The 21,406-nt window shown below is 64.0% G+C and carries 23 protein-coding genes; 12 read left to right on the plus strand and 11 right to left on the minus strand.

Features of this window, described 5'->3' with window-relative positions; genetic code table 11:
* Nucleotides 1–198: 198 nt before the first annotated feature.
* Together BLT98_RS24855 and BLT98_RS24860 are read left to right on the plus strand one after the other, a co-directional pair.
* Nucleotides 199–699, plus strand: coding sequence for a winged helix-turn-helix domain-containing protein (locus BLT98_RS24855; RefSeq protein WP_010396453.1), 501 nt, complete (start codon nucleotides 199–201; stop codon nucleotides 697–699).
* A gap of 275 nt (nucleotides 700–974) precedes the next feature.
* Nucleotides 975–1,847, plus strand: coding sequence for a M90 family metallopeptidase (locus tag BLT98_RS24860; RefSeq protein WP_092612503.1), 873 nt, complete (start codon nucleotides 975–977; stop codon nucleotides 1,845–1,847).
* Nucleotides 1,848–1,869: 22 nt separating this feature from the next.
* Here BLT98_RS24860 and BLT98_RS24865 read toward each other — a convergent pair whose 3' ends face one another.
* Both BLT98_RS24865 and BLT98_RS24870 read right to left on the minus strand, forming a co-directional pair.
* Nucleotides 1,870–2,571 (minus strand): LytR/AlgR family response regulator transcription factor, encoded by a 702-nt coding sequence (locus BLT98_RS24865; RefSeq protein WP_092612506.1) that lies wholly within the window; start codon nucleotides 2,569–2,571, stop codon nucleotides 1,870–1,872.
* On the minus strand, nucleotides 2,568–4,226 hold the full coding sequence (locus BLT98_RS24870; protein WP_092612671.1) for a histidine kinase: 1,659 nt from the start codon (nucleotides 4,224–4,226) through the stop codon (nucleotides 2,568–2,570). The genes BLT98_RS24865 and BLT98_RS24870 overlap by 4 nt, the downstream gene beginning before the upstream one ends.
* 175 nt (nucleotides 4,227–4,401) lie before the next feature.
* Here BLT98_RS24870 and BLT98_RS24875 point away from each other — a divergent pair, with 175 nt between their 5' ends.
* From BLT98_RS24875 to BLT98_RS24905, 7 genes are all read left to right on the plus strand, one after another.
* Nucleotides 4,402–6,510 (plus strand): serine hydrolase, encoded by a 2,109-nt coding sequence (locus tag BLT98_RS24875; RefSeq protein WP_211615108.1) that lies wholly within the window; start codon nucleotides 4,402–4,404, stop codon nucleotides 6,508–6,510.
* A 119-nt stretch (nucleotides 6,511–6,629) separates the two neighbouring features.
* Nucleotides 6,630–7,460, plus strand: a complete 831-nt coding sequence (locus BLT98_RS24880) for a transporter substrate-binding domain-containing protein (RefSeq protein ID WP_092612674.1) — start codon at nucleotides 6,630–6,632, stop codon at nucleotides 7,458–7,460.
* 128 nt (nucleotides 7,461–7,588) lie between these two features.
* Complete coding sequence (locus BLT98_RS24885; RefSeq protein ID WP_092612512.1) at nucleotides 7,589–8,272, plus strand: amino acid ABC transporter permease; 684 nt, start codon at nucleotides 7,589–7,591, stop codon at nucleotides 8,270–8,272.
* On the plus strand, nucleotides 8,272–8,964 hold the full coding sequence (locus BLT98_RS24890; protein WP_034786282.1) for an amino acid ABC transporter permease: 693 nt from the start codon (nucleotides 8,272–8,274) through the stop codon (nucleotides 8,962–8,964). The genes BLT98_RS24885 and BLT98_RS24890 overlap by 1 nt, the downstream gene beginning before the upstream one ends.
* The gene (locus tag BLT98_RS24895; RefSeq protein ID WP_092612515.1) at nucleotides 8,961–9,704 is read left to right on the plus strand and encodes an amino acid ABC transporter ATP-binding protein; all 744 of its coding nucleotides are present in this window, start codon (nucleotides 8,961–8,963) and stop codon (nucleotides 9,702–9,704) included. Before BLT98_RS24890 ends, BLT98_RS24895 begins: the two co-directional genes overlap by 4 nt.
* Before the next feature lie 126 nt (nucleotides 9,705–9,830).
* Nucleotides 9,831–10,397, plus strand: coding sequence for a glycine zipper domain-containing protein (locus tag BLT98_RS24900; protein WP_070278622.1), 567 nt, complete (start codon nucleotides 9,831–9,833; stop codon nucleotides 10,395–10,397).
* Between the two features lie 196 nt (nucleotides 10,398–10,593).
* A complete protein-coding gene (locus BLT98_RS24905) occupies nucleotides 10,594–10,953 on the plus strand; it encodes a hypothetical protein (RefSeq protein ID WP_092612518.1) in 360 nt (119 codons plus the stop codon).
* Between the two features lie 24 nt (nucleotides 10,954–10,977).
* Here BLT98_RS24905 and BLT98_RS24910 read toward each other — a convergent pair whose 3' ends face one another.
* Nucleotides 10,978–11,844 carry a universal stress protein gene (locus BLT98_RS24910; RefSeq protein ID WP_092612521.1) on the minus strand — a complete coding sequence of 289 codons (867 nt, stop codon included), beginning with the start codon at nucleotides 11,842–11,844 and terminating at the stop codon, nucleotides 10,978–10,980.
* An 86-nt stretch (nucleotides 11,845–11,930) separates the two neighbouring features.
* The gene (locus BLT98_RS24915; RefSeq protein WP_070278626.1) at nucleotides 11,931–12,263 is read right to left on the minus strand and encodes a hypothetical protein; all 333 of its coding nucleotides are present in this window, start codon (nucleotides 12,261–12,263) and stop codon (nucleotides 11,931–11,933) included.
* 219 nt (nucleotides 12,264–12,482) lie between these two features.
* Here BLT98_RS24915 and phbB point away from each other — a divergent pair, with 219 nt between their 5' ends.
* Complete coding sequence (gene phbB / locus BLT98_RS24920; RefSeq protein ID WP_092612524.1) at nucleotides 12,483–13,229, plus strand: acetoacetyl-CoA reductase; 747 nt, start codon at nucleotides 12,483–12,485, stop codon at nucleotides 13,227–13,229.
* 183 nt (nucleotides 13,230–13,412) lie between these two features.
* Here the strand turns inward: phbB and BLT98_RS24925 are convergent, their stop codons facing one another.
* From BLT98_RS24925 to BLT98_RS24955, 7 genes are all read right to left on the minus strand, one after another.
* Nucleotides 13,413–13,784, minus strand: coding sequence for a TraR/DksA family transcriptional regulator (locus tag BLT98_RS24925; RefSeq protein ID WP_070278630.1), 372 nt, complete (start codon nucleotides 13,782–13,784; stop codon nucleotides 13,413–13,415).
* A gap of 110 nt (nucleotides 13,785–13,894) precedes the next feature.
* Nucleotides 13,895–14,314, minus strand: a complete 420-nt coding sequence (locus tag BLT98_RS24930) for a VOC family protein (protein WP_034786265.1) — start codon at nucleotides 14,312–14,314, stop codon at nucleotides 13,895–13,897.
* 83 nt (nucleotides 14,315–14,397) lie between these two features.
* Nucleotides 14,398–14,865, minus strand: coding sequence for a hypothetical protein (locus tag BLT98_RS24935; RefSeq protein ID WP_052140479.1), 468 nt, complete (start codon nucleotides 14,863–14,865; stop codon nucleotides 14,398–14,400).
* Nucleotides 14,850–15,668 carry a hypothetical protein gene (locus BLT98_RS24940; protein WP_092612527.1) on the minus strand — a complete coding sequence of 273 codons (819 nt, stop codon included), beginning with the start codon at nucleotides 15,666–15,668 and terminating at the stop codon, nucleotides 14,850–14,852. The genes BLT98_RS24935 and BLT98_RS24940 overlap by 16 nt, the downstream gene beginning before the upstream one ends.
* 88 nt (nucleotides 15,669–15,756) lie before the next feature.
* A complete protein-coding gene (gene otnI / locus BLT98_RS24945) occupies nucleotides 15,757–16,557 on the minus strand; it encodes a 2-oxo-tetronate isomerase (RefSeq protein WP_070278634.1) in 801 nt (266 codons plus the stop codon).
* A 244-nt stretch (nucleotides 16,558–16,801) separates the two neighbouring features.
* The gene (locus BLT98_RS24950; RefSeq protein WP_034786262.1) at nucleotides 16,802–18,172 is read right to left on the minus strand and encodes a DEAD/DEAH box helicase; all 1,371 of its coding nucleotides are present in this window, start codon (nucleotides 18,170–18,172) and stop codon (nucleotides 16,802–16,804) included.
* Nucleotides 18,173–18,359: 187 nt separating this feature from the next.
* Nucleotides 18,360–18,602, minus strand: a complete 243-nt coding sequence (locus BLT98_RS24955; protein ID WP_070278636.1) for a hypothetical protein — start codon at nucleotides 18,600–18,602, stop codon at nucleotides 18,360–18,362.
* 166 nt (nucleotides 18,603–18,768) lie between these two features.
* On the opposite strand from BLT98_RS24955, the gene BLT98_RS24960 reads away from it, so the two are divergent.
* Complete coding sequence (locus BLT98_RS24960) at nucleotides 18,769–19,473, plus strand: hydrolase (RefSeq protein WP_092612530.1); 705 nt, start codon at nucleotides 18,769–18,771, stop codon at nucleotides 19,471–19,473.
* 67 nt (nucleotides 19,474–19,540) lie between these two features.
* Nucleotides 19,541–21,397: an amidohydrolase gene (locus BLT98_RS24965; RefSeq protein ID WP_092612534.1), complete on the plus strand. Its 1,857-nt coding sequence runs from the start codon at nucleotides 19,541–19,543 to the stop codon at nucleotides 21,395–21,397.
* Nucleotides 21,398–21,406: the final 9 nt, after the last annotated feature.

Here is a 21,406-nt window from a genome sequence, read left to right on the forward strand (position 1 = left end):
TTCGTGGTGTTCTGGTATAAAAATTGCCAAGAACTTAACAATCCGGGCTACCGGCAATCGTTTAAAAGGAGTATTCAAATGCATGCAATGACTCAGTCTCACGTGAAGAGCGAATTAAAGGCAGCGCACCAGGAACTTCGTAGCCCCGAAAAAGGCTCGCAAATGGTAGAACGCGCAGCACCCATCCCCCCGGAACGCATGAATCCCATTTCCATGGCACCGATCGAGCGCGTGCGTTCGACGTCGGCCACCCTGCGCCGCATTGAAAACATGCAAAAGCTGATCGGCGAATTGTCGCTGCACGAGATGCTGGCCGACGAAATCGCCTGGTTCCTCAAGTTTTCGCCATCGGGCGCCCGCAAATACATCCGCGACCTGCGCGAAGCGGGCGTGATCGAACTGGCCCGCTACATCGAAGGCACCGCCACCTACCTGGGCAAGGCAGTGTACCAGCTGACGCCGGATCCTGAGCGCGTGCGCGCCTTCCTGGCCGCCATCGTTCAGCCAAAACGCGAAGGCGCGCCACCGCGCAAGGACCGTCCAGGCCTGCGCGAGCAAAGCATGGCAGGCAGCGGCCGTCACTTCCACATCTTGGCCGATGACACGCATTACGCCATCCGCGTCAACCGCGGTCCCGTGACGCGCGATCCCCTGGTTGCCGCTCTGTTTGGTGCGCCACAGCAAAAGGCCGCGGAGTAAACAATATTGCGCCTGAACGGCCGCCTGGCGGCTGGCGGGCGTAATGCTTGTGGTTTTGATTCTCATATGCATGTCGAAAGCCGGGTTGCAACCCGGCTTTTGGCGTTGGAGCCGGCCCTTTGATCTTGGCGGATTGAAAAGATGTTAATCAACCCCATGTGGGCTGGACTGCCCGCCCGTCCCGATGCGGGGTTCATTCGAAGGAGCTTGTCCTTGTCTGCCTACGCCGCCTTGTTATCGTGCCCGCCCCTGCCTTGCCTGAAACGGGCCGCCGCATGAATCCGCTGCTGTGGATCGCCCTCGTCACGGCCGCCATCGTGCTGTCGCTGTGGTTTCCCCGCTGGCGCTTGAAGCGGGCCCTGGCGAAACCCTTGCCGGCAGAAGGCTTGGCTGTGCTGGAAAATAATATTCCCGTCTACCGGCATATGCCGGCGCCGCTGCAGGAGCAATTGCGCCGTCTCGTCGTGCAATTCCTGTATCAAAAGAAATTCGTCGGTTGCGGCGGCCTGGAGATCACGGACGAGATGCGCTATACGATCGCCGGCCAGGCTTGCTTGCTGCTGCTGAACCGCCAGACGCAGGTATATCCGGAACTCGACACCATCCTCGTGTATCCCACGGAATTTATCGTCACGCGCGATGAAGTAGGGCCGGGCGGCGTGGTGACGCCCTCGGCGAACGGGCTATTGGGCGAATCCTGGGGCGACGGCCGCGTGGTGCTGGCCTGGGACCACGTGCAGCGGGGCGCGGCCGACTGGAGCGATGGCCACAATGTCGTGCTGCATGAATTTGCGCACCAGCTCGACAGCGAATCGGGCGCCGCGAATGGCGCGCCCTACCTGCCCAGCGTGTCGAGCTATCGCAGCTGGGCCACCGTGCTGTCGCGCGACTTCGACAACCTGCGCCACGATGCCATGGTCCAGCAGCAAAGCGTGATGGACCATTACGGCGCCACCAATCCCGCGGAATTCTTTGCCGTGGCCACGGAAACCTTCTTTGAAAAGCCGTATCAGATGGCCGAGCACCACGAGGAGCTGTACGCGCAATTCTTGCAGTACTACAAGGTCGACCCGCGCGACTGGATGGCGCCGCCCGTGGAAGCCGAGCACATGGCCCCGCCGTTCCCCAACTACGCGCCGCACTGGTAAGTTTGGCTTTAACTCAACAACATCAGCCCAGCAGCCGCTGTTTCAGCGCGGGATAGCTGCTGCGCGACACGGGGATGCCCGTGCTGGTCTGCGTGTCGAGCGCGTATTTGCCGCCTGCCGCGATCTGCAGCCGCTTGAAACCCAGGCTGTTGACGATGTAGGAGCGGTGCACGCGCAGGAAGTGGGGCGGCAGCAGGGCCATGAGCTTGTCGATAGGCAAGTCATGAAAACACTGTTCGCCGTTGCGCAGCACGATATTGCTGTAGTGGCCGTCGGCTTGCACGTGGTCGATGTCGGCCATGGCGATCCATTCCAGGGAACCGCGCTTCTTGACGGCCAGCGAGGCCGCCTCTGTGTGCCTTCCCGTATAGCGTTGCAGCGCCTTGTGCAGGCGTTCGCGGCTGAAAGGCTTGGCGACGAAGTCGAGCACACCGAACTCGAACGCCGTGATCGAGCGTTCCGCGTGGGCCGAGACGATGATGGTCTGGAACGAAGCATTTTGGGCCAGGCGCAGCAGGTCATAGCCGTCCGCGCCATGCAGGTTCAAGTCCAGCAGCAGCAAGTCGATCCGGTCCTGCCCCTGCTCTTGCGCCAGGGTGGCCAGGGCTTGCGGCACATTGTCATGCAGCGCCAGCGCCGTCAGGCGCGCGCCGAAATGCGCGCGCACCTCGCGTTCGAGGCCCTGCGCGATCAGCGGTTCATCTTCCAGTATCAAGACATTCATGGCGCCGCCGGCAAGGTAAAGGTGAGGCGCCAGCCCGTTGGCTGCTGTTCGCTCGCATAGCGGGCCATATCGCCGAACACGGCGTGCAGGCTGGCGCGGATGTATTGTTCGCCCACGCCGCCGCCCGCGTGCGGGCGCGCCTCGCCTGCGGGCAGGATCAGGGTAAGCACCTGCGTTTGCGCATGTTGTGCGATGCGCAGGACAAACAGGGCGCCGTGGCGGTAGCGGTTGTGGCTGAACGCATTTTCCAGTGCCGTCAGCAACATGGCGGGCGGCACGGTGATGCCCGCCGCCTCGCCATCGAGTTGCAGGCTGCACGGCTGCTGCAGCCGCGTGCCCATGATGCTCAGGTAATTCTCGCACAGGGCCAGTTCCTGCGTCAGGGCAATGCTGGGCTGCTGCGCGAATTCGTTGAGCATGCGCAGCTCGGCGCCCAGCGCCTCGATGAAGGTTTCGGCTGACTGCGGTGATTGCGCATTGAGTTCGCTGATCAGGCTGAGGGAATTCATCAGGAAATGCGGTTGCATGCTTTTACGCAGGAGCTGGTTTTCCAGCTGCTGGGCACGCGCCGCCTTGCTGCGTTCGCGCAATAGCTGCGCCAGCAATTGCGCGCATAAAGGCAGCAGCAGGAAGCACACGACGAGGGCGAAGCCGCCTTCGGCAAACTGGCTGCCCGTCAGCAGGAACAGCGCGCACGAGGCCAGCGCGATCAAGGTGCCGCCGCGGCTGCCCGGCAGGCGGTTCCACAGGGCGCCCAGGTTGAGCGCCAGGCTCGCTGCCAGGCCCGTCAGGAACATCAGCCAGCAGCGCGCGTCGAAATGCACGTGCAGCGCGCCAGCCAGCGCGATGCCCGCCAGCAGTACCGCCGCCGCCAGCGGCCAGCGCGGCAGGCGGTAAGCCGTATAAAAATACAGGGGCAGCAAGGCGGAAAACAGCCACGTCAGGGCGCTGACGGCATACAGGCGCGGCATGTGCCAGGGATAGGCATAGCCGGTCAAGCTGCGCCAGAGTTCCACCACCAGCAGCAGCGCCGCCACCAGGCACAGCGCGGCAAACATGGCCCAGTGACGCTGCCGCTGGTACAGCGCCGTGAGGGCCAGGAAGAGCGCTGCGACGGCGCCCAACGCCCCGGCCAGCAGCAGTGGCGGCAGCCGGTACCAGGCCAGGCCCGAGCGGTAATCTTGCCGGTCGACCAGGTACAGCGCATAAAATGGCGACGCCAGGTGGGCCGGCACGTGTTGCGTCGACAGCAGCAGGCGCAGGTGGTGCTTGCCCATGGCCAATTGTTGTGGCGTCAGGTGGATGGCGAAATCGATGTCGCCCGCGCGTTCCCCGCTGGCCTGGCGGGCCGGCTGGCCATTGCTGCCGATCAAGACACCATCCAGCCACAGTTCGCTGGAAGCCAGCGCCGACAGCACCAGCAACTGCGTCGACGACGGCGTGGCGGCCAGGGTGACCTCGCGCTCCACGCACAGCAACAGGCCCGGCTGGACCAGCTGCTGCAGCGAGGTGGGTGCGGACGGGGTGTTGCCGCAGGTGCGCCAGCCTTCGTCCAGCCAGAGCGGATGCATGGCGCAGGCGAAAGAGGGCACGGCCAGGCAGCAAGCAAGGCAGTACCGCAGCAGGGAGCGGAAGAAGGAGGGCATGGCGGGCATTGTAGCTGCTCATGTGCTACCCCGTTGCTACCCCTTTGCAACATTTTCATCAACGCCGGTGCCGTTCGTGCGGGCTGCGTGCATTTCGTGCACGGCCCGCCAACGGTGTGTGAAAGACATTTACCATGCATCAGCGCCGTGCTGTGCACACGGCCCTCACCATGGAATCATGACTATGCAAAGCAGCAAATACTACGGTTTCGCCGGCGCGCTGGCGCTGTTCTGCGGCATGGCGCAAGCCGCCTCCGCTCCCTCCGCTGGGCTGGCCGCGCGCCTGGCGGATTTCGATGGCTGGGCGGCCCGGCGCATGGGCGCGGAACGCATTCCGGGCGTGACCGTCGGTTTCAGCCAGGGCGACGTGGAATGGGTGAAGGGTTACGGTTATGCCGACCTGGAAAACCGCGTGCCGGCCACGGCCCAGTCCAGCTACCGGCTGGCGTCCGTCACCAAGCCCATGACGGCGGTGGCCATTTTGCAACTGGTGGAACAGGGCAAGATCGACCTGGATGTACCCGTGCAAACCTATGTGCCGTATTTCCCCGTCAAGCCGTTTCCCGTGACGGTGCGCCAGCTGCTGGGCCACCTGGGCGGCATCGACGCCTACCGCGACAGCAAAGTGGAACAGCATTTCAAGGAACACAAGGATACGCGCCAGTCCATCGCCGTCTTCGAACAGTTCGACCTGATCGCCGAACCGGGCACGCGCTTCCGCTACACCAGCTATGGCTACAACTTGCTGGGCGCCGTCATCGAGGGCGCTTCGGGCGAAAGCTATGGCGGCTACATGCGGCGCCACGTGTGGGGGCCGCTGGGCATGGACGCCACCGTGCTGGATGACCCGGACGTCGTGATCGCGCACCGCGTGCGCGGCTACCGGCTGGCCGGCAAGGAGTTGAAGAATTCCGAATTCGTCGACATCAGCAGCCGCTTTTCCGCCGGCGGCACGCGCGCCAGCGTGCCCGACATGCTGGCCTTCGGCCGGGGCGTCCACGACGGCAAGATCCTGTCGGCGGCCAGCGTGGCCGCCATGGTGCAGCCGATGGCCACGCGCGCGGGCCGCTTGACGAACTATGGAATGGGCTGGGAAATCCTGCCGACGGGCGGGCGCTACGCCATTGCCCACAGTGGCCAGCAGCCGGAAACCGTCACCTACCTGTACAGCTTTCCTTCGCGCAAGCTCACCATCGCCGTCGCCGCCAATCTCGAGCGCGTCAATCCCGAGGCCTTCGTGCAGCGCCTGTTCGAAGTGGTCACGGGCGAACCGTGGCAGCTGAACACGTATATTGCCGATGCGGGCGCGCAGCGCGCTTACCGGGTAGCGCAAGGCCTGTTCGAGGAAGGCAGGGCGCATGCCGAGCGCACGGATCAAGCATATGCCGATGCGGCCTCCACGCGCGAGGCATTTACGCAAATCAATCTGCAAGCGCTGGCGCCCGATGCCAAGGCGGCGCGCGCTTATATCGATGCGGCCCGCCATCCCGCAGGCGGCCGCGTGTTTCTCACGGCTGGCGCCAGCATGGCCGGGGCATTGCTTCAGTCGGGCGTCGACCTGAGCAAATACTCGCGCGGCGGCGCGCTGGCATTTGCGCGCGACTATATCCTGTTGTCGCAAGGTACAAAGGCCGGCACCTTGCCCCGCTTCGATGCCGCCTTCGAACAGACCATCGTGGCCCTGGCGAGCAGCTGGGACCGCACGGCCGCCATCGCCTGGCCGGCCGCACCCGCCTCCGCCTCCATCGCCGCACTCGATAGCCAGCTGCGCACGGCTTTCCGCGGCCAGCGCGCCTATCCCGATTTCGTGCCCGAACTGCAGGAACTGGCGCAAGCGCCGTCCGCGCGCGGCGAGACGGATACGTCGCTGGCGGCCAGCCGCCTGGCCGTGGAGCTGTATCCGCTTAGCGACCGTGCGCATGCGTTGCAAGGCTTGACCCTGCTGCGCGCCGGCAAGACGGAGCCTGCCCTCGCCGCCCTGCGCCTGGCGCTGGACCGCGACCCGCTGGGCGCGGCCAGTCCTGCGGCGCTGAACCTGGAAGCCTACCGTTTGAAAGGTGGCGGCGCCGTGTCGCAAGGCATGGCCGTGCTGCAGGCGGCCGTCAGCCTGCATCCGCGCGACGCGAATCTGCAGGACAGCCTGGCCGAGTTTTATATGGAGCAAGGCTTGCGCCCGCAGGCGGTGGCCGCCTATCGCCAGGCGCTGCAGCTCGACCCCCGCTATCCGGGTGCCGTGGGGGCAAAAGCGGCGATCATTCGCTTGGGCGGCGAGACGAAGGCGCTGGCGCCTTAGATGATGTCTTCGCTGATGCCTTAGATGAATTCTGCATAAACATGGGTGAAAAGATTCCTTTTTGGAAATAAGCGTGCCGCGGTCTAATGGCGGCATTCATTGTCCACCAGAGGAATTCCATGCAGACCCGTCTTCACTTCGCCGCGCTTCTTTTCACCTCCATCGCCTTCACCCAGGTGGCGCAAGCGGACCAGTTGGCCAGTATCAAGGCGAAGGGCGAGCTGGTCTGCGGCACTCTGGGTACGGATGAACCGAACAGTTTTATCGACGCCAAATCGCGCCAGCTGGTCGGCTATGAAGTGGACCTGTGCCGCGCCATCGCCCAGGGCCTGGGCGTCAAACCGGTGATCAAGCAGCTGGCCGTGGCCGCCCGCATTCCTGAATTGCAGCAGGGCCGCATCGATATCCTGACGGCATCCCTGACGCACAACAAGGAACGCGAAGCGCTGATCGATTTTTCCCTGTCCACGTTTTACACAGGCCAGCGCGTGCTGGTCAAAATAAGCAGCAATATCACGACGGTTGCTGGCCTGGCCGGCAAGAAAGTGCTGACCGTCAAGGGCGGCACGCAGGAACCGAATATCCGCAAGGCCGTGCCTGGTGTGGATGTGGTGACGTTCGAGACGGCGGGCCAGGCTTACTTGGGCTTGCAGCAGGGCAAGGGCGTCGGCTATGTCGACGATGAAGTCTCCTTGCTGAATAACTACGCCAAGCTGGGCGCCGCGCAAAAGGATTACATTGTGCTGCCGCAAAACATCAGCCAGGAAGTGTTTGCCTTCGGCATCCGCAAGGGCGAGACGGGCGTGAAAACAGCCGTCGACCAGGTGCTGCGCGGCCTGGAAAAGTCGGGCGAGGCAGAAAAACTGTTCTTCAAATGGTATGGCCCGACGAGCAATGTGAAATTCCAGAAGCGCACATTTAAAATTGAATCGGACAAGATCGACGCCTAAGCAAACCTACTGCGCGGCTCGCTTTGCGGCCTGCGATGCTCACCGTGCTCCAGCACGGTTGCGCTTCTTAGCCGCAAATCACTGCCGCTCGCTACGGTTTTCTTAGGCATCAATGATATTTCACCATCATGCTCCAATTTGATCTGAACTTTTTGCTGGCTGGCGACTACCGCGACTGGTTGCTGTCCGGCCTGCTGTTGTCATTGCAACTGATGGGCATTACCTTGCTCTTTTCCCTGCCGCTGGCGTGCGGCGTAGCCATGCTGCGCCTGGCGCCGTCGCGCGTGCTCAATGGGCTGGGCGCCGCGTATGTCGAGCTGATCCGCAACGTGCCCTTGCTGGCCCACTTCCTGTTCTGGTATTTCGGCGCGCCCGAATTGTTGCCGGACTCCTGGAAGGAGCGCTTGTATGCCGGCAATATCGAAGCCGTCAGCGCCGTCACGGCCCTGACTTTATATACGGCCGCCTACATGGCGGAAGACATCCGCAGCGGCATCCGCGCCATACCCGCCCAGCAATTCGAGGCGGGCAGGGCGCTGGGTTTCAGCTTTCTCGCCACCATGCGCCTGTGCATCGTGCCGCAGGCGCTGCGGCTGGCCGCGCCGCCGCTGTTGTCGCAAACCCTGAACCTGTGGCAAAACACCAGCATCGCCACCGTCATCGGCGTGGCCGAGCTGATGTACCAGACGCAGCGCGTGGAAGCGGCCTCGTTCCGCAGCGTGGAAGCATTTGTCTTCGCCAGCGCGGCGTATCTTGCCGTTTCGCTGGTGATCGCGGGCCTGGCGGCCTTGCTGCAAAAGAAGGTGTCCTGATGCTGGAACTGATCCACGATTACTGGCTGTATTTCCTCGTCGGCCGCTATCCCGAGGGACCGCTGGGCGGCCTGGCGCTGACGGTGCTGCTGGCCAGCCTGGCGCTGGTGCTCAGCTTGCCGTTCGGCTTGCTGCTGGGGCTGGCGCGCCTGAGTCCCTGGCGGCTGCTGCGCTGGCCCGTCGCCGCGCTGATCCACGTGGTGCGGGGCATTCCCTTGCTGCTGGTGATCTTCTGGGCATATTTCTTCCTGCCCAGCATCACGGGTCACGAAAGCGGACAGTTCGGCACCATGCTGGCGGCCCTCGTCATCTTTGACGGCATTTATCTGGCGGAAATCGTGCGCGCCGGCGTGCAAGCCGTGCCCAAGGGGCAAGTGGAGGCGGCCCGTTCCCTGGGCTTGACATACCTGGACAGCATGCGCCAGGTCGTCCTGCCGCAGGCGCTGCGCCACATGCTGCCGTCATTGGTCAACCAGTTCGTCTCGACCATCAAGGAAACTTCGCTGGGATACATCATCGGCCTGGCCGAAGTGTCGTTCATCGCTTCGCAAGTGAACGGCCTGGTGCTGACGAAACCCGTGCAAGTGTATTTCCTGCTGGGCATGACCTATTTTGTCTTGTGTTTCAGCCTGTCGCGCGCCGCCTTCTGGCTCGAGCGGCGCCAGGCGCGTCTCTTGAAAGCGGCTGCATGATCACCTTTGACAACGTCAACAAATACTATGGCGACTATCACGCCTTGAGCGGCATCAATGAGCACGTCGCCAAGGGCGAGGTGCTGGTCGTGTGCGGGCCGTCCGGCTCCGGCAAGTCGACCCTGATCCGCACCATCAACCGCCTGGAACCGATCGCTTCGGGCCGCATCACGGTGGCGGGCCAGGACATTTATGCGCCGGGGCTGGACGTGAATGCCTTCCGTTCGCATATCGGATTTGTTTTCCAGCAATTCAACCTGTTTCCCCATCTTTCCGTGCTGGACAATTGCGCGCTGGCGCCGCGGCGCTTGCGCGGCCTGACCCGGCGCGAAGCGGAAGAGCGGGCGCTGGCCCTGCTGGAACGGGTGGGCCTGGCGCACAAGGCGCGCGCCATGCCGTCTGCCTTGTCGGGCGGGCAGCAGCAGCGGGTGGCCATCGCCCGCGCGCTGGCCATGCAGCCGCCGCTGATGCTGTTCGACGAACCGACCAGCGCGCTGGACCCGGAAATGGTGGGCGAGGTGCTGCAAGTGATGCGCGACCTGGCGCAGGGCGGCATGACGATGGTGTGCGTGACGCATGAAATGGGTTTTGCGCGCGAAGTGGCGGACCGGGTCTGGTTCATGGACCATGGGCAAGTGCTGGAACGGGCCACGCCCGGCGAATTCTTTGCGCGGCCGCAACATGCGCGCGCACAGCAATTCCTGTCCGACATCCGCAGCCCCTTCAGCGCGTCTGCTTGAGTGAGCATATGATTGGGCATGGGAGTAAGCGGCTGTGTGCGTAAGCGAACGGTATCCTGGCGTTGTCTGGCGCACGCTATCGAGGCGGCGCATGGTGCGCCAGCAGCCGACGAGGAGGGCCGTATCATGTCACGCATCATCGCAGGTCATTTTCAGTTGCAGGAGCAGATCGACGTCGCGCGCGCCGCGCTGAACCAGGCGGGCTTTTCCGACAGCCGCATCAGCGCCTTTTTTGTCAACCAGCCGGGGCAGCATGATCTGCATGCGCTTGGCGGCGACCGCGACATGTCGCCGGGCGCCAAAGAGACGCCGGAGGGCGTGGTGGAAGGCGTGGCCGTCGGGGCCGCCGTGGGCGCGGGCATCGGCGCGGTCACCACCCTGGCGACGGGGCCGCTGGGCCCTGTGGTGGGGGCGCTGGTGGGCGCCCACGTGGGTTCGCTCTACAGTTTCAATAAGATGAAGGACGCGGGCGAAGCCGAAAAGAATGGCGAAAGCAATGGCGAAAACCGCCGCCAGCCACGCCATCCGGGCATGCTGATCGCCGTGGCGCTGGGCGGCCTCGACGAGCGTGAACGGGCGCTCGAGGCGCTGCACCGGCTCGGCGCCGAGCATATCGAGGAAGCGGAAGGCACGATCGCCAATGGCGACTGGCATGATTTCGATCCGCTCAGCATTCCCGTGCTGGTGGCGTGAATCGGCGCGCCAGCCGTGCAATATGCATAAATGCCGCGCTGCATGAAATTTAGGTATGATCCTTGTTAGTATTCGTAATTATTGGTAAACAATGCCGACAGGGATAGTTTCCGCGCGCCCGAAGTGACACTGGACCAAGGTGACTGCCTGTAGTACTTGCCTCGCATGCTAACGAGTATGGATAGGAGGTCGCGTCATGACACAGGCATGGTTCATTCTGACACGGGCCGATGGGCGCGACATCTGTGCGCCCTCGCCGGCACAGTTGGCCGATGCGCTGGCCGAGGTCTACCGCGGTGGCGGCGTCGCGCCGGACGGCAGCCCGGCCGCCGTCCTGTTGCGCTTTGGCTACGACGATGGCTTGATGTATCAGGTCGAAGTCGCTAGCGGAGGAGAAGTCACTTTCGAGGAATGGTCGGACCGCGATTGCGAAATCGCCCTCGCCAGTCCGCGCCACATGTCGGCCCTGCCGCAAGACGACGCCCTGCAGCTGTGGCAGTGGCTGGCGCAGCGCCAGGTGGCGAAGATCCGCAGCCTGCCATGGCAGGGCGGCTAGTCCGCCCGCCGCTTTCACTCGTCCCTAGTGCGCCATCAGCACGGGGATGGTCATGCTTTGCAGGATCGTGCGCGTGACGCCGCCGAGAATCGTTTCGCGCAGGCGCGAATGGCCATACGCTCCCATCACCAGCAAGTCGGCCGATAGGTCGGCTGCCTGCGACAGCAGCGCTTCGCCGATATCGCCGCGCCGCACGCCCCCGCCATCGAGCAAATGCAGCCGTGCTTCCACGCCGTGTCGCGCCAGGTACTGCGTCAGTTCCGCGCCCGGCTGCTCGCCATGTTCGGCCGCGTGCACCTGGGCATCGAAGATGGCCACGTGGACTTGTCCGGCGCGTTGCAGCAGGGGCAGGGCGGCGCTCACGGCGCGGCTCGCTTCCTTGCTGGCGTTCCAGGAAATGAGCACATTGCGCGCCGCTGCCGGCGGCGCCAGCAGGGGCAGCGGCGGCGCATACGGCACGATCAGCACGGGACGGCCCGAATGCAGCAGCACATAGGCGGGAAAGTCACGCATCACGGACGGCGATTTATCCTTGGCATTGTATTGGCTGATGACGACCAGGTCCGCATAGCGGGCCAGCAGGCTGATGCCGCCCGCCGCCTCGTCGTCGAGCACGCGCTGCTCGAACGAGGCGACGCCGGCCGCGCGCACCTGCGCCTCGAAACCGTCGAGGGCGCGCGTCGCCCGTTCCCGCAGGAAATTCAAATGCAAGCTCAGGTTCGGATCCGCATCGAGGTCGGGCTGGTTCTGGTACAGCAGGCGCGACACGCCCGTCAGCGCCACGCCCGTCAGGTGGCCGCCACAGGCCTGGGCGATGCTGGCGGCCGCCTCGATGCGGGCGGCGCGCCCGGCGCTGTCGTCGATGTGGAGCAATACGGTCTTGTATGTCATGGCCTGTCCTCTCGCTGTGCAGTAGGGATCATTCTGGCACAGTCCGGGGGGCCGGCCGCGCACGACTGCGGCCGGTGCTTGCCGCCTCAGCTCATGGCGATGATGATGATGTCGGCGTCGCAGTTACGGTAGTGAATCACGATGACGATGATGCGCCGCAATTGCGCCGCCTTTTGCGCCACCTCCGCCATGGCGCGGCTGGCGCGGTTCTTCATCGTTACCTGCACTTGCGAGGCATCGCTGACGGGGATGCCCATGGCTTTCAGCGCCGCTTTCGGATTGGCCATCAGGGCCAGCGCATGCTGTGGATCGAGCTCCGCCTGATGCACCGATTCCACGTCGCTCATGCCGGGATTGATGTCGTTGAACAAGTCCCTCAATGCTTCTGTGTCGTCCTGGATTTCCATCGCGTTCTCCATGTGAGTCTTACCTTCAAGCAAAGTCTGCACGGCTTGCCTGTCGAGGTGCCATCACCTCACGGCTGAGTATAATTTTGACAATTTTTCATGCATGGATGCAGCGCAGGCAGACGCTGCAATATGCGGGCTCAGCCTTTGATATGGCGCAATGCTGCTTTCAAAAGTGCCACTTACACTTGATCCCACGCAGAACAACCATAACAAGCGGGAGAGACAGCAATGAATGAGCAAAAAGTAGCGCTGGTCACGGGTGGCATGGGCGGCCTGGGCACGGCCTTGTGCCGCCGCCTGCATGCGGCTGGCTTTGCCGTCGTGGCGGCGCATACGCCGGGCAATGCCCGCGTGGAAAGCTGGCTCGGCGAACAGCATGGGCAAGGTTATTATTTTCATCCGCTGGCCCTCGACGTGGGCGATTTCGATGCCTGCAGCGACGCCGTGGCAAGCGTGCTGGCGCAGTTCGGCCGCGTTGACGTGCTGGTCAATAACGCCGGCATCACGCGCGACCAGAGCATGCGCAAGATGGAATTGCCGCACTGGGCCGAGGTCATGCGCACCAATCTCGACAGCCTGTTCAACATGAGCAAGCAGGTGCTCGAGCCAATGCTGGCCAACCGGTGGGGCCGCATCATCAATATCTCGTCCGTCAATGGTCAGAAAGGCGCGTTTGGCCAGTGCAACTACGCGGCGGCCAAGGCGGGCGTGCATGGCTTCAGCAAGGCGCTGGCGCTGGAAGTGGCGCGCCACGGCATCACCGTCAACACGGTGTCGCCCGGCTATCTGCGCACGCAGATGGTGACGGCCGTGCCGGCCGAGATCCTGGAAACGAAGATATTGCCGCAGATTCCCCTGGGCCGATTGGGCGAACCGGACGAGGTGGCGGCCCTGGTCGCTTATCTGGCGTCCGACGAGGCGGCCTTCGTCACGGGCGCGAATATCGCCATCAATGGCGGACAGCACATGAGTTGATCCCGCGTGCAGCTGGATACGTGAAGCAGGGCAATGGCAGTAGAGGAGACCCGTCCATCCAGCCGGCGCACAGACGCTGGCGGGGGCGGCTGGCAGCATGGTCGTCACGCTGGAAAACAGGGGGCAGGGCAGCGATGCCTTGCCCTTTGTCGTGGCGCAGCCGTCATGGCACTGCCACGCTACTCAGCGCTGGGTTTTTTCCAGCCGCGTCTGGCAATCGATGCACAGGCGCGCTTCGGGGCGCGCGTTCAGGCGCGACAGGCCGATGGCTTCGCCGCAGTTGTCGCACAGGCCGTAGCTGCCATCGGCAAACTTGGCCAGCGCGTGCTTGATGATGGCCAGCTGCGCCAGGTTGTGTTCGGCCGCTTCGCTGACGAGGGCGTTCAAGGTGCGCACGCTGGCGTTGTCGGCCGGCGAGGCTTCGATTTCATTGAGCAGCGAGGCGCGCGCATCCGCTTCCGCCGTTTCATTCTCGATCTGTTCCAGCAACGCCAGCTTGCGTTGCTCCAGCACGCCCTGCAGACGCTGCAACTGGTCTTGCGGCAATCCATTCATGGTTGTCACCCGGTAGAGGTTACTTCCATCATGGTAGTCCAAGATTGGCGACTCTGCTTGCGCTACCACCCGCGCCGCGTTTGACGCGGCGCAGGCTGGCAGCGGCCGTTCTATGCTGGTTCCTTGAGGCAGTTGACCATCCAGGCCACGCCGAACTGGTCTTTCAGCATGCCGAAGCGTTTGGCCCAGAACGTTACTTCCAGGGGCATCTGGATGTTGCCGTCACGCGCCAGCGCGTCGAAGACCCGTTCCGCCTCTTCCGGCGTATCGACGGTCAGGCAGATCGCGCTGCCGCTCATGCCCTTGGCGCCATCTTCGCTGCAGCCGCCGTCCGAGCCCATCAGCATGGTGGGTCCCAGCTGCACGGAGCCGTGCATGATCTTGTCATACCAGTCTTCCTTGACCTGGTCCTGGCCCGGGCTGCCCCGATACGGCATCAGGCACAGGTCCGTGCCATGCAGGTGCTGGCGGTAGTATTCCAGCGCTTGCGCGCAGTTTCCATCGAATTGCAAATACGGTTCGATACGCATGTTGGTCTCCTCTGGTCATCGCCCCGCAGGCACGATTGCCAGGCGGGGCCGTCCCAGTATAGGCGCTTGCCGGCCGATTTCAATCAGTCCGGCGCCATCTCTTGCAGCCGCTCACGCACCCTGCCCAGGGTGGCGAGGATGCGCTCGGGATTGCCGGCGAGGACGGCGCTGCCCAGGTGCAACAAGCTCGTCGCCAGGCTGATCCAGTGCCGCACGTCATCGTTGCGGGCGATGCGCAGGCGCACCGTGTCGAGCAGGCCGCTGAGCTGGCGCTGCGCCGTTTCCAGACCCGCCACGGTGTGTCCTGCGGCATCGGCATACAGCTGGTTGGCTTGCTGGCGCAAGGCCACTTCCAGGGCGAAGACGGCTTGCGCCTGGCTGTGGCTGATGCCATTGGCGCCCTGGCTGGCGCGCTTGCGGATGGCGCGCATGACGGCGCCGTGCAAGGTGACGGCCGCCTGCGACAGGCTGTCAGCCAGTTGTTCGACGCGCATGGCGCTGCTGAGAGCCGCTTCGCGGCGTTCGCTGCTGCTGCCTACCGATCCGTCCATCTTGCCTCCGTGGTGGTGAGGGTGGCAGCGAGCTGCGCGTGTTCGCGACCCAGTGCCGCCAGTTGCCGGCGCGCCAGGGTATGGCGCAGGCCAACCAGGCGGTATTCCTCGGTTTTGCTTTGCTGCATGTTTTTCGCCAGCACGGCCAGCAGGCGCTGCTGCGGCGTGTCCGCATAGGCGATTTCCACGTCGAGCAAGCCGAGCACCATGTCGCGCTCGTTATCGCCGCTTTTGTCGTACAGCGCCAGCAAGCTGTCGAGCGCGGCCAGCAGGGCTTGCAGCGGCGCGTCGCCCTCGTGCAGCACTTGCGCCAGGTGCGCCTGCTGGCTGGCCGCGCCGCCCAGGCGCGACAGTTGCTGCAGCAGCAAGGTGTAGGCGCTGACATGGCGGTCGTCGATGCCGCTGCCTGGCCAGGCGCGGATGGCGGCGCCGGCGCCAGCCAGTTCGGACTGCACGTCATACGCATCGGCATCGGCCAGCCGGCCCAGCGCCTGCAGGTACAGGCGCACGGCCTGCGCCAGGCGCGCCACGTCCGCCTGCGCGGCGCGGCGCTGCGCATCGAGCAGGCGCTCGCGCGCGTCTTCCGCGGGCGACAGATAGGGGCGGGCGCGCTGGTAAGTGTCCACGTGGCGCTGCGACAGTTCGTTGAAGGCGGTCAAGGCATCGGTGCCGGCGGCCAGCGCGCGCACTTGCGCCAGCTCGGGGCGCGAAGTGGTGCAGCCGCACAGCACGGCAGCCAGGAAGAGGCTCAGGTACAGCTTCAGGCAAAGGGCGCGGCGATGGCGGGCGGGCAGGTTTGACACGGCACCTCTCGACAGGAAATACTGTATGGAAAGGTATTGTCGTGCCGGCCTGCGCCGGCCGCCTTGTGCGGGCGCAAGCGCGCTGCGATCAGGCGCCCAGCGTGCCCGCCGTGCCCGTTAATTGCTCGCGCCAGCCCAGTCCCGCGACGGTATCGCTGGCGGGTCGGTATTCGCAGCCGACCCAGCCTGCGTAGCCGACCTGGTCGAGCAGCTTGAACACATGGCGGTAGTTGATCTCGCCCGTGCCCGGTTCGTGGCGGCCCGGCGTATCGGCGATCTGGATGTGGCGGATCAGGGGCAGCATGGCGCGGATGGTGTTGCTCAGCTCGCCCTCCATGCGCTGCATGTGATAAACGTCGTATTGCAGGAAGATATTGCTGCGCTGGCAGTCGGCGATGATGTCGGCCGCCTGCTGGCTATGGTTCAGAAAGTAACCGGGCATGTCGTAGCGGTTGATGGGCTCGATCAACACGTTGATGCCATGCGGACGGCAGGCGTCGGCCGCAAATTGCAGGTTGCCGATCAGGCTTTGCCGCGCCCGCTCCAGGCTCATGCCGGGCGGCACGATGCCGGCCATGCAGTGCAACTGCTTCGCCCCGAGCGCCAGCGCATAGTTGAGCGCCAGTTGCACGTTGCCGCGAAATTCCTCGCCCCGGCGCGGATCGCAGGCAATGCCCCGCTCGCCGTGCTCCCAGTCGCCTGGCGGGAAGTTGAAGACGGCCAGCTGCAGCTGGTGGCGTTCCAGCCGCATGGCGATCTGCCGCGCCTCGACGGCATAGGGGAACAGGAATTCGACGGCATCGAAGCCCGCTTCCCTGGCGGCGGCAAAGCGGTCGAGGAAGGGCAGTTCGGTAAACATCATGCTGAGGTTGGCAGCGAAGTTCGGCATGGCAGCACGCAGGTGAGGACGATGGATACTATCCTAGCCCAAATCGGCAAATGGTGGCGTGCATGAAAAAACCGTTCCAGAAGCAAGTCCTGGAACGGTTTTTATCGTCTTTTTGATAAAGACAAACGCTGCCTGAAAGCGTAGCGAGCGGGAGTGATATTGCGTCGAGTCGCGCAGCCGTACAAGAGTACGGCGAGCAACGCAAACGCAATAGCGCCCCGCGCAGTAGCTTTCAGGCCGCGTTTTAGCGGCCGCGGCCGCCGGATCTGTGGTTCGCCGCGGAACGCGGCGCATTGCCCGAACGGTTGCCGCCGCCACCGCCGCCCGATGGGCCGGCGCTGCGTGGCTTGGCGCCGCTGCCGCCGGTTTTCACGCGCACGACGGCGCCGGCTGGCGCGCGGCTGTTGTTGCGGTGGCCGCCGGTGCCGCTGCGCAATTGCACAGGCTGGGCGCGGGCGTTCAGGTCAGGCTCGAAGCCCGGGATGACTTCGCGCGGCAGGGTTTGCTTGATCAGCTTTTCGATGTCTTTCAACATTTCGTGCTCATCCACGCAGACCAGCGACACGGCTTCGCCCTTGGCGCCGGCACGGCCCGTGCGGCCGATACGGTGCACATAGTCTTCCGGAATGTTCGGCAAGTCGTAGTTGACGACGTGCGGCAACTGGTCGATATCGATGCCGCGTGCGGCGATGTCGGTGGCGACCAGCACTTGCAAGGTGCCATCCTTGAACTCGGACAGCGCGCGCGTGCGTGCCGACTGGCTCTTGTTGCCGTGGATGGCCAGGGCGCCGATGCCGTCCGCGCCCAGTTGCTCGACCAGTTTATTGGCGCCATGCTTGGTGCGCGTAAATACCAGCACTTGCGTCCAGTTGTTCGACTTGATTAGGTAGGACAGCATCGGGTGCTTCTTGTCGCGGTCGACCGGATGGATCTTTTGCTTGATCACTTCCACGGTCGAATTGCGGCGCGCCACTTCGATCATGGCTGGCTTGTTCAGCAAGCCGTCGGCCAGGGCCTTGATCTCTTCCGAGAACGTGGCCGAGAACAGCAGGTTCTGGCGTTTTGGCGGCAGCACGGCCAGCACTTTCTTGATGTCGCGGATGAAGCCCATGTCCAGCATGCGGTCGGCTTCGTCCAGGATCAGGATTTCCACTTTCGACAGGTCGACGGTGCCCTGGCCCATATGGTCCAGCAAACGGCCCGGCGTGGCGACGAGGATGTCGACGCCATGCTTGAGCTGCTTGATTTGCGGGTTGATGCCGACGCCGCCGAAGATCACGGTCGAGTTCAATTTGGTGTACTTGCTGTAGGCGCGCACGCTTTCCTCGACCTGCGCGGCGAGTTCGCGCGTCGGGGCCAGGATCAGGGCGCGGATCGGGCGCGTCGAGGTGTTGCTGGTGATGGACGCGCCATTGGCGTCCGTCGACAGGCGGTGCAGTACGGGCAGGGTAAAGCCGGCCGTCTTGCCGGTACCGGTTTGTGCACCGGCCAGCAAGTCGCCGCCAGCCAGCACGGCGGGAATCGCCTGCGACTGGATCGGGGTCGGCACGGTGTAGCCGTGTTCGGTAACGGCACGTACGATAGCGTCGGACAATCCGAGGGAGGAAAAGGACATGGTAACTTTATTGTGAGATCGGCCTGTCGCCATCGTGGGGCGCCAGTCGCAGGCAATCAGATTAGGGGTCGAAAGACAGCGGCAAGGGGACTGGTCATATGTGCCGCACACGCGAAGTATAACAGCCTGGCAAAAACGCGCCTGTTTTGTTTCAGCATTGCAATGCCGCAAGTAAAGAAAAGGGTGCCTAGTCGTCGATCTCGTCGACGGTGTAGCGCACGCCCTGCGCATCGAGCCAGGCGCGCAGGGCTTCAAGGCCGTGCCACGGGTCCGGTCGCAGGTGCTGGCATATATACAGGCCGGCGTCCGTCAGCCTGGCGTCTGTGTCCGGCATGGCGCCTGATGCCGGCGGCAGCGCCGCCAGCAGCGGTGCGATGTGCTGGCGCTGTTCCGGCGTCAGGCTGGCCGTGACCCTGAATTCAAATCCCATGTTTTCTCCTGGATGCGCGGGCTGCCGCCGCGGTTATTTTTCATCATCGAAAAAATCGAATATAACTTCGCATTCTTTCCGTTTTTGTTTTCAAAGTATCTCGTCCATACTGCATAGCACTGGCCCGGCACACACAGCGTGACGCAAGGGCAGGAGCAGAAACACCATGCAACGACATCTTTTTTCATGTTCAATTATTTTCACTAAGGAAAACATCGTGCCTATCGCCACCGCCCAAGCCGCACAAAAACTGCTGACCCCTAACGATCATACCCTGATCATGATCGACCACCAGTCACAGATGGCGTTCGCCACCCGTTCCATCGACCTGGCCCTGCTGCGCAACAATGCGGCCCTGGTGGCCAAGGCGGCGGCGGAATTCAAGGTGCCGACGATCCTGACGACGGTGGCAGCCAAATCGTTCTCCGGCCCGATCTTCGATGAAATCCAGTCCGTCTTCCCCGAACAGGCGCCGATCGACCGCACCAGCATGAATACCTGGGAAGATGCGCGCATCGCCGACAAGGTGAATGGCTACGGCAAGGGCAAGATCGTGCTGGCCGGCCTGTGGACCTCCGTCTGCATCGTCGGCCCCGCGCTGTCGGCGCTGGAGCAGGGCTTCGAGGTCTACGTGATCGCCGACGCCAGCGGCGACGTCTCCGACGAAGCGCATGCGATGGCCATGCAGCGCATGATACAGGCGGGTGCGCAGCCGATGACGTCCGTGCAATACTTGCTGGAACTGCAGCGCGACTGGGCCCGTGGCGAGACCTACAACGAGACGGTGGCGACGGCCGTGGCGCACGGCGGCGGCTATGGCCTGGGCCTGATCTACGCCAAATCCATGTTCAACGCCAGCGAAGGCCATTGATTGTTCGCTGACCCCGGTTCCGCCGCCTGCCGGCGGGACCGTGTTTTCACCTGATTCGGGAGTTCCCATGCACGCAAACACGATCTTGCTCAATGGCCGTTTTCATACGGTCGACAGGACGCAGCCGCTGGCGTCCGCCGTCGCCATCGCCGATGGCAAATTTCTCGCCGTGGGCGACGTTGAAGACGTGATGCGCCATCGCGGCCCCGCCACGCAGGTGATCGACCTGGCTGGCCGCACGGTGATTCCCGGCCTGAACGACTCGCACCTGCACCTGATCCGCGGCGGCTTGAACTACAACCTGGAATTGCGCTGGGAAGGCGTGCCTTCGCTGGCCGACGCCTTGCGCATGCTCAAGGAACAGGCGCTGCGCACGCCGAACCCGCGATGGGTGCGCGTGGTGGGCGGCTGGACGGAATTCCAGTTCGCGGAAAAGCGCATGCCCACGCTTGATGAAATCAACGCGGCAGCGCCGGACACACCCGTCTTCATCCTGCACCTGTACGACAGCACCCTGCTGAACCGCGCCGCCCTGCGCGCCGTCGGCTACGACAAGAACACGCCGAACCCGCCCGGTGGCGAAATCGTGCGCGACGGGGCCGGCAACCCCACCGGCTTGCTGATCGCCCGCCCGAACGCCATGATCCTGTATGCGACCCTGGCGCAAGGCCCGAAGCTGCCGCTGGAATTGCAAGTGAACTCCACGCGCCAGTTCATGCGCGAACTGAACCGCTTGGGGCTGACCAGCGCCATCGACGCGGGCGGCGGCTTCCAGAATTATCCCGAGGATTACGCCGTCGTCGACGAACTGGCGCAAAAAGAGCAACTGACCATCCGCATCGCCTACAACCTGTTTACGCAAAACAAGGGCGCGGAATTGCAGGACTTCCAGAAGTGGACGGGCATGATCAAGCCGGGCGACGGCACGGACTTTTACCGGCATAACGGCGCCGGCGAAATGCTGGTGTTTTCCGCCGCCGACTTCGAGGATTTCCTCGAACCGCGTCCCGAGCTGGCGGCCGGCATGGAAGACGAGCTGGAAAAGGTCGTGCGCCACCTGGTCGAGCGGCGCTGGCCGTTCCGCCTGCACGCCACCTATGACGAATCGATCAGCCGCATGCTCGACGTGTTTGAAAAGGTCAACCGCGACACGCCGTTCGGCGGCCTGCACTGGCTGTTCGACCACGCGGAAACCATCAGCCCCCGTAATATCGACCGGGTCAGGGCGCTGGGCGGCGGCCTGGCCATCCAGCACCGCATGGCGTTCCAGGGCGAGTACTTCGTCGAACGCTATGGCGCGGACGCGGCGAAAGCCACGCCGCCCGTACAGCGCATGCTGGACGCGGGCGTGCCAGTGGGCGGTGGCACGGATGCCACGCGGGTGGCCAGCTACAACCCATGGACGGCGCTGTACTGGCTGGTATCGGGGCGCACCGTGGGCGGCCTGGCCCTGACGGATGCGGCGGGCAGATTGTCGCGCGATACGGCGCTGGAACTGTGGACGGCGGGCAGCGCCTGGTTCTCGAGCGAGCAAGGCAAGAAGGGGCGCATCCGCGAGGGCATGCTGGCCGATTTGAGCGTGCTGTCGGCCGATTACTTCGCCGTGCCGGAAGAAGCGATCAAGTCCATCGAATCCGTGCTGACCATGGTGGGCGGCAAGATCGTCTACGGCCAGGCGGAATTTACCCATCTTGCGCCGCCCTTGATTCCCGTGCTGCCCGAATGGTCGCCCGTGCGCACGGTGCCGGGACACTACCGTCCCGCAGCCAGGCCGGCGCAAGCGCAAACCATGCTGCCGCACCAGTGCGCGGGCGCCTGCGGCGTGCACGCCCACGCCCACGACCGGGCGCGCAAGTCGGCCGTGCCGGTCAGCGATTTTTCCGGTTTCTGGGGCACCTTGGGCTGCAGCTGTTTTGCCTTTTAGCGGCTGGCC

Source organism: Janthinobacterium sp. YR213 (assembly GCF_900099875.1).
Lineage (GTDB): Bacteria > Pseudomonadota > Gammaproteobacteria > Burkholderiales > Burkholderiaceae_D > Janthinobacterium > Janthinobacterium lividum.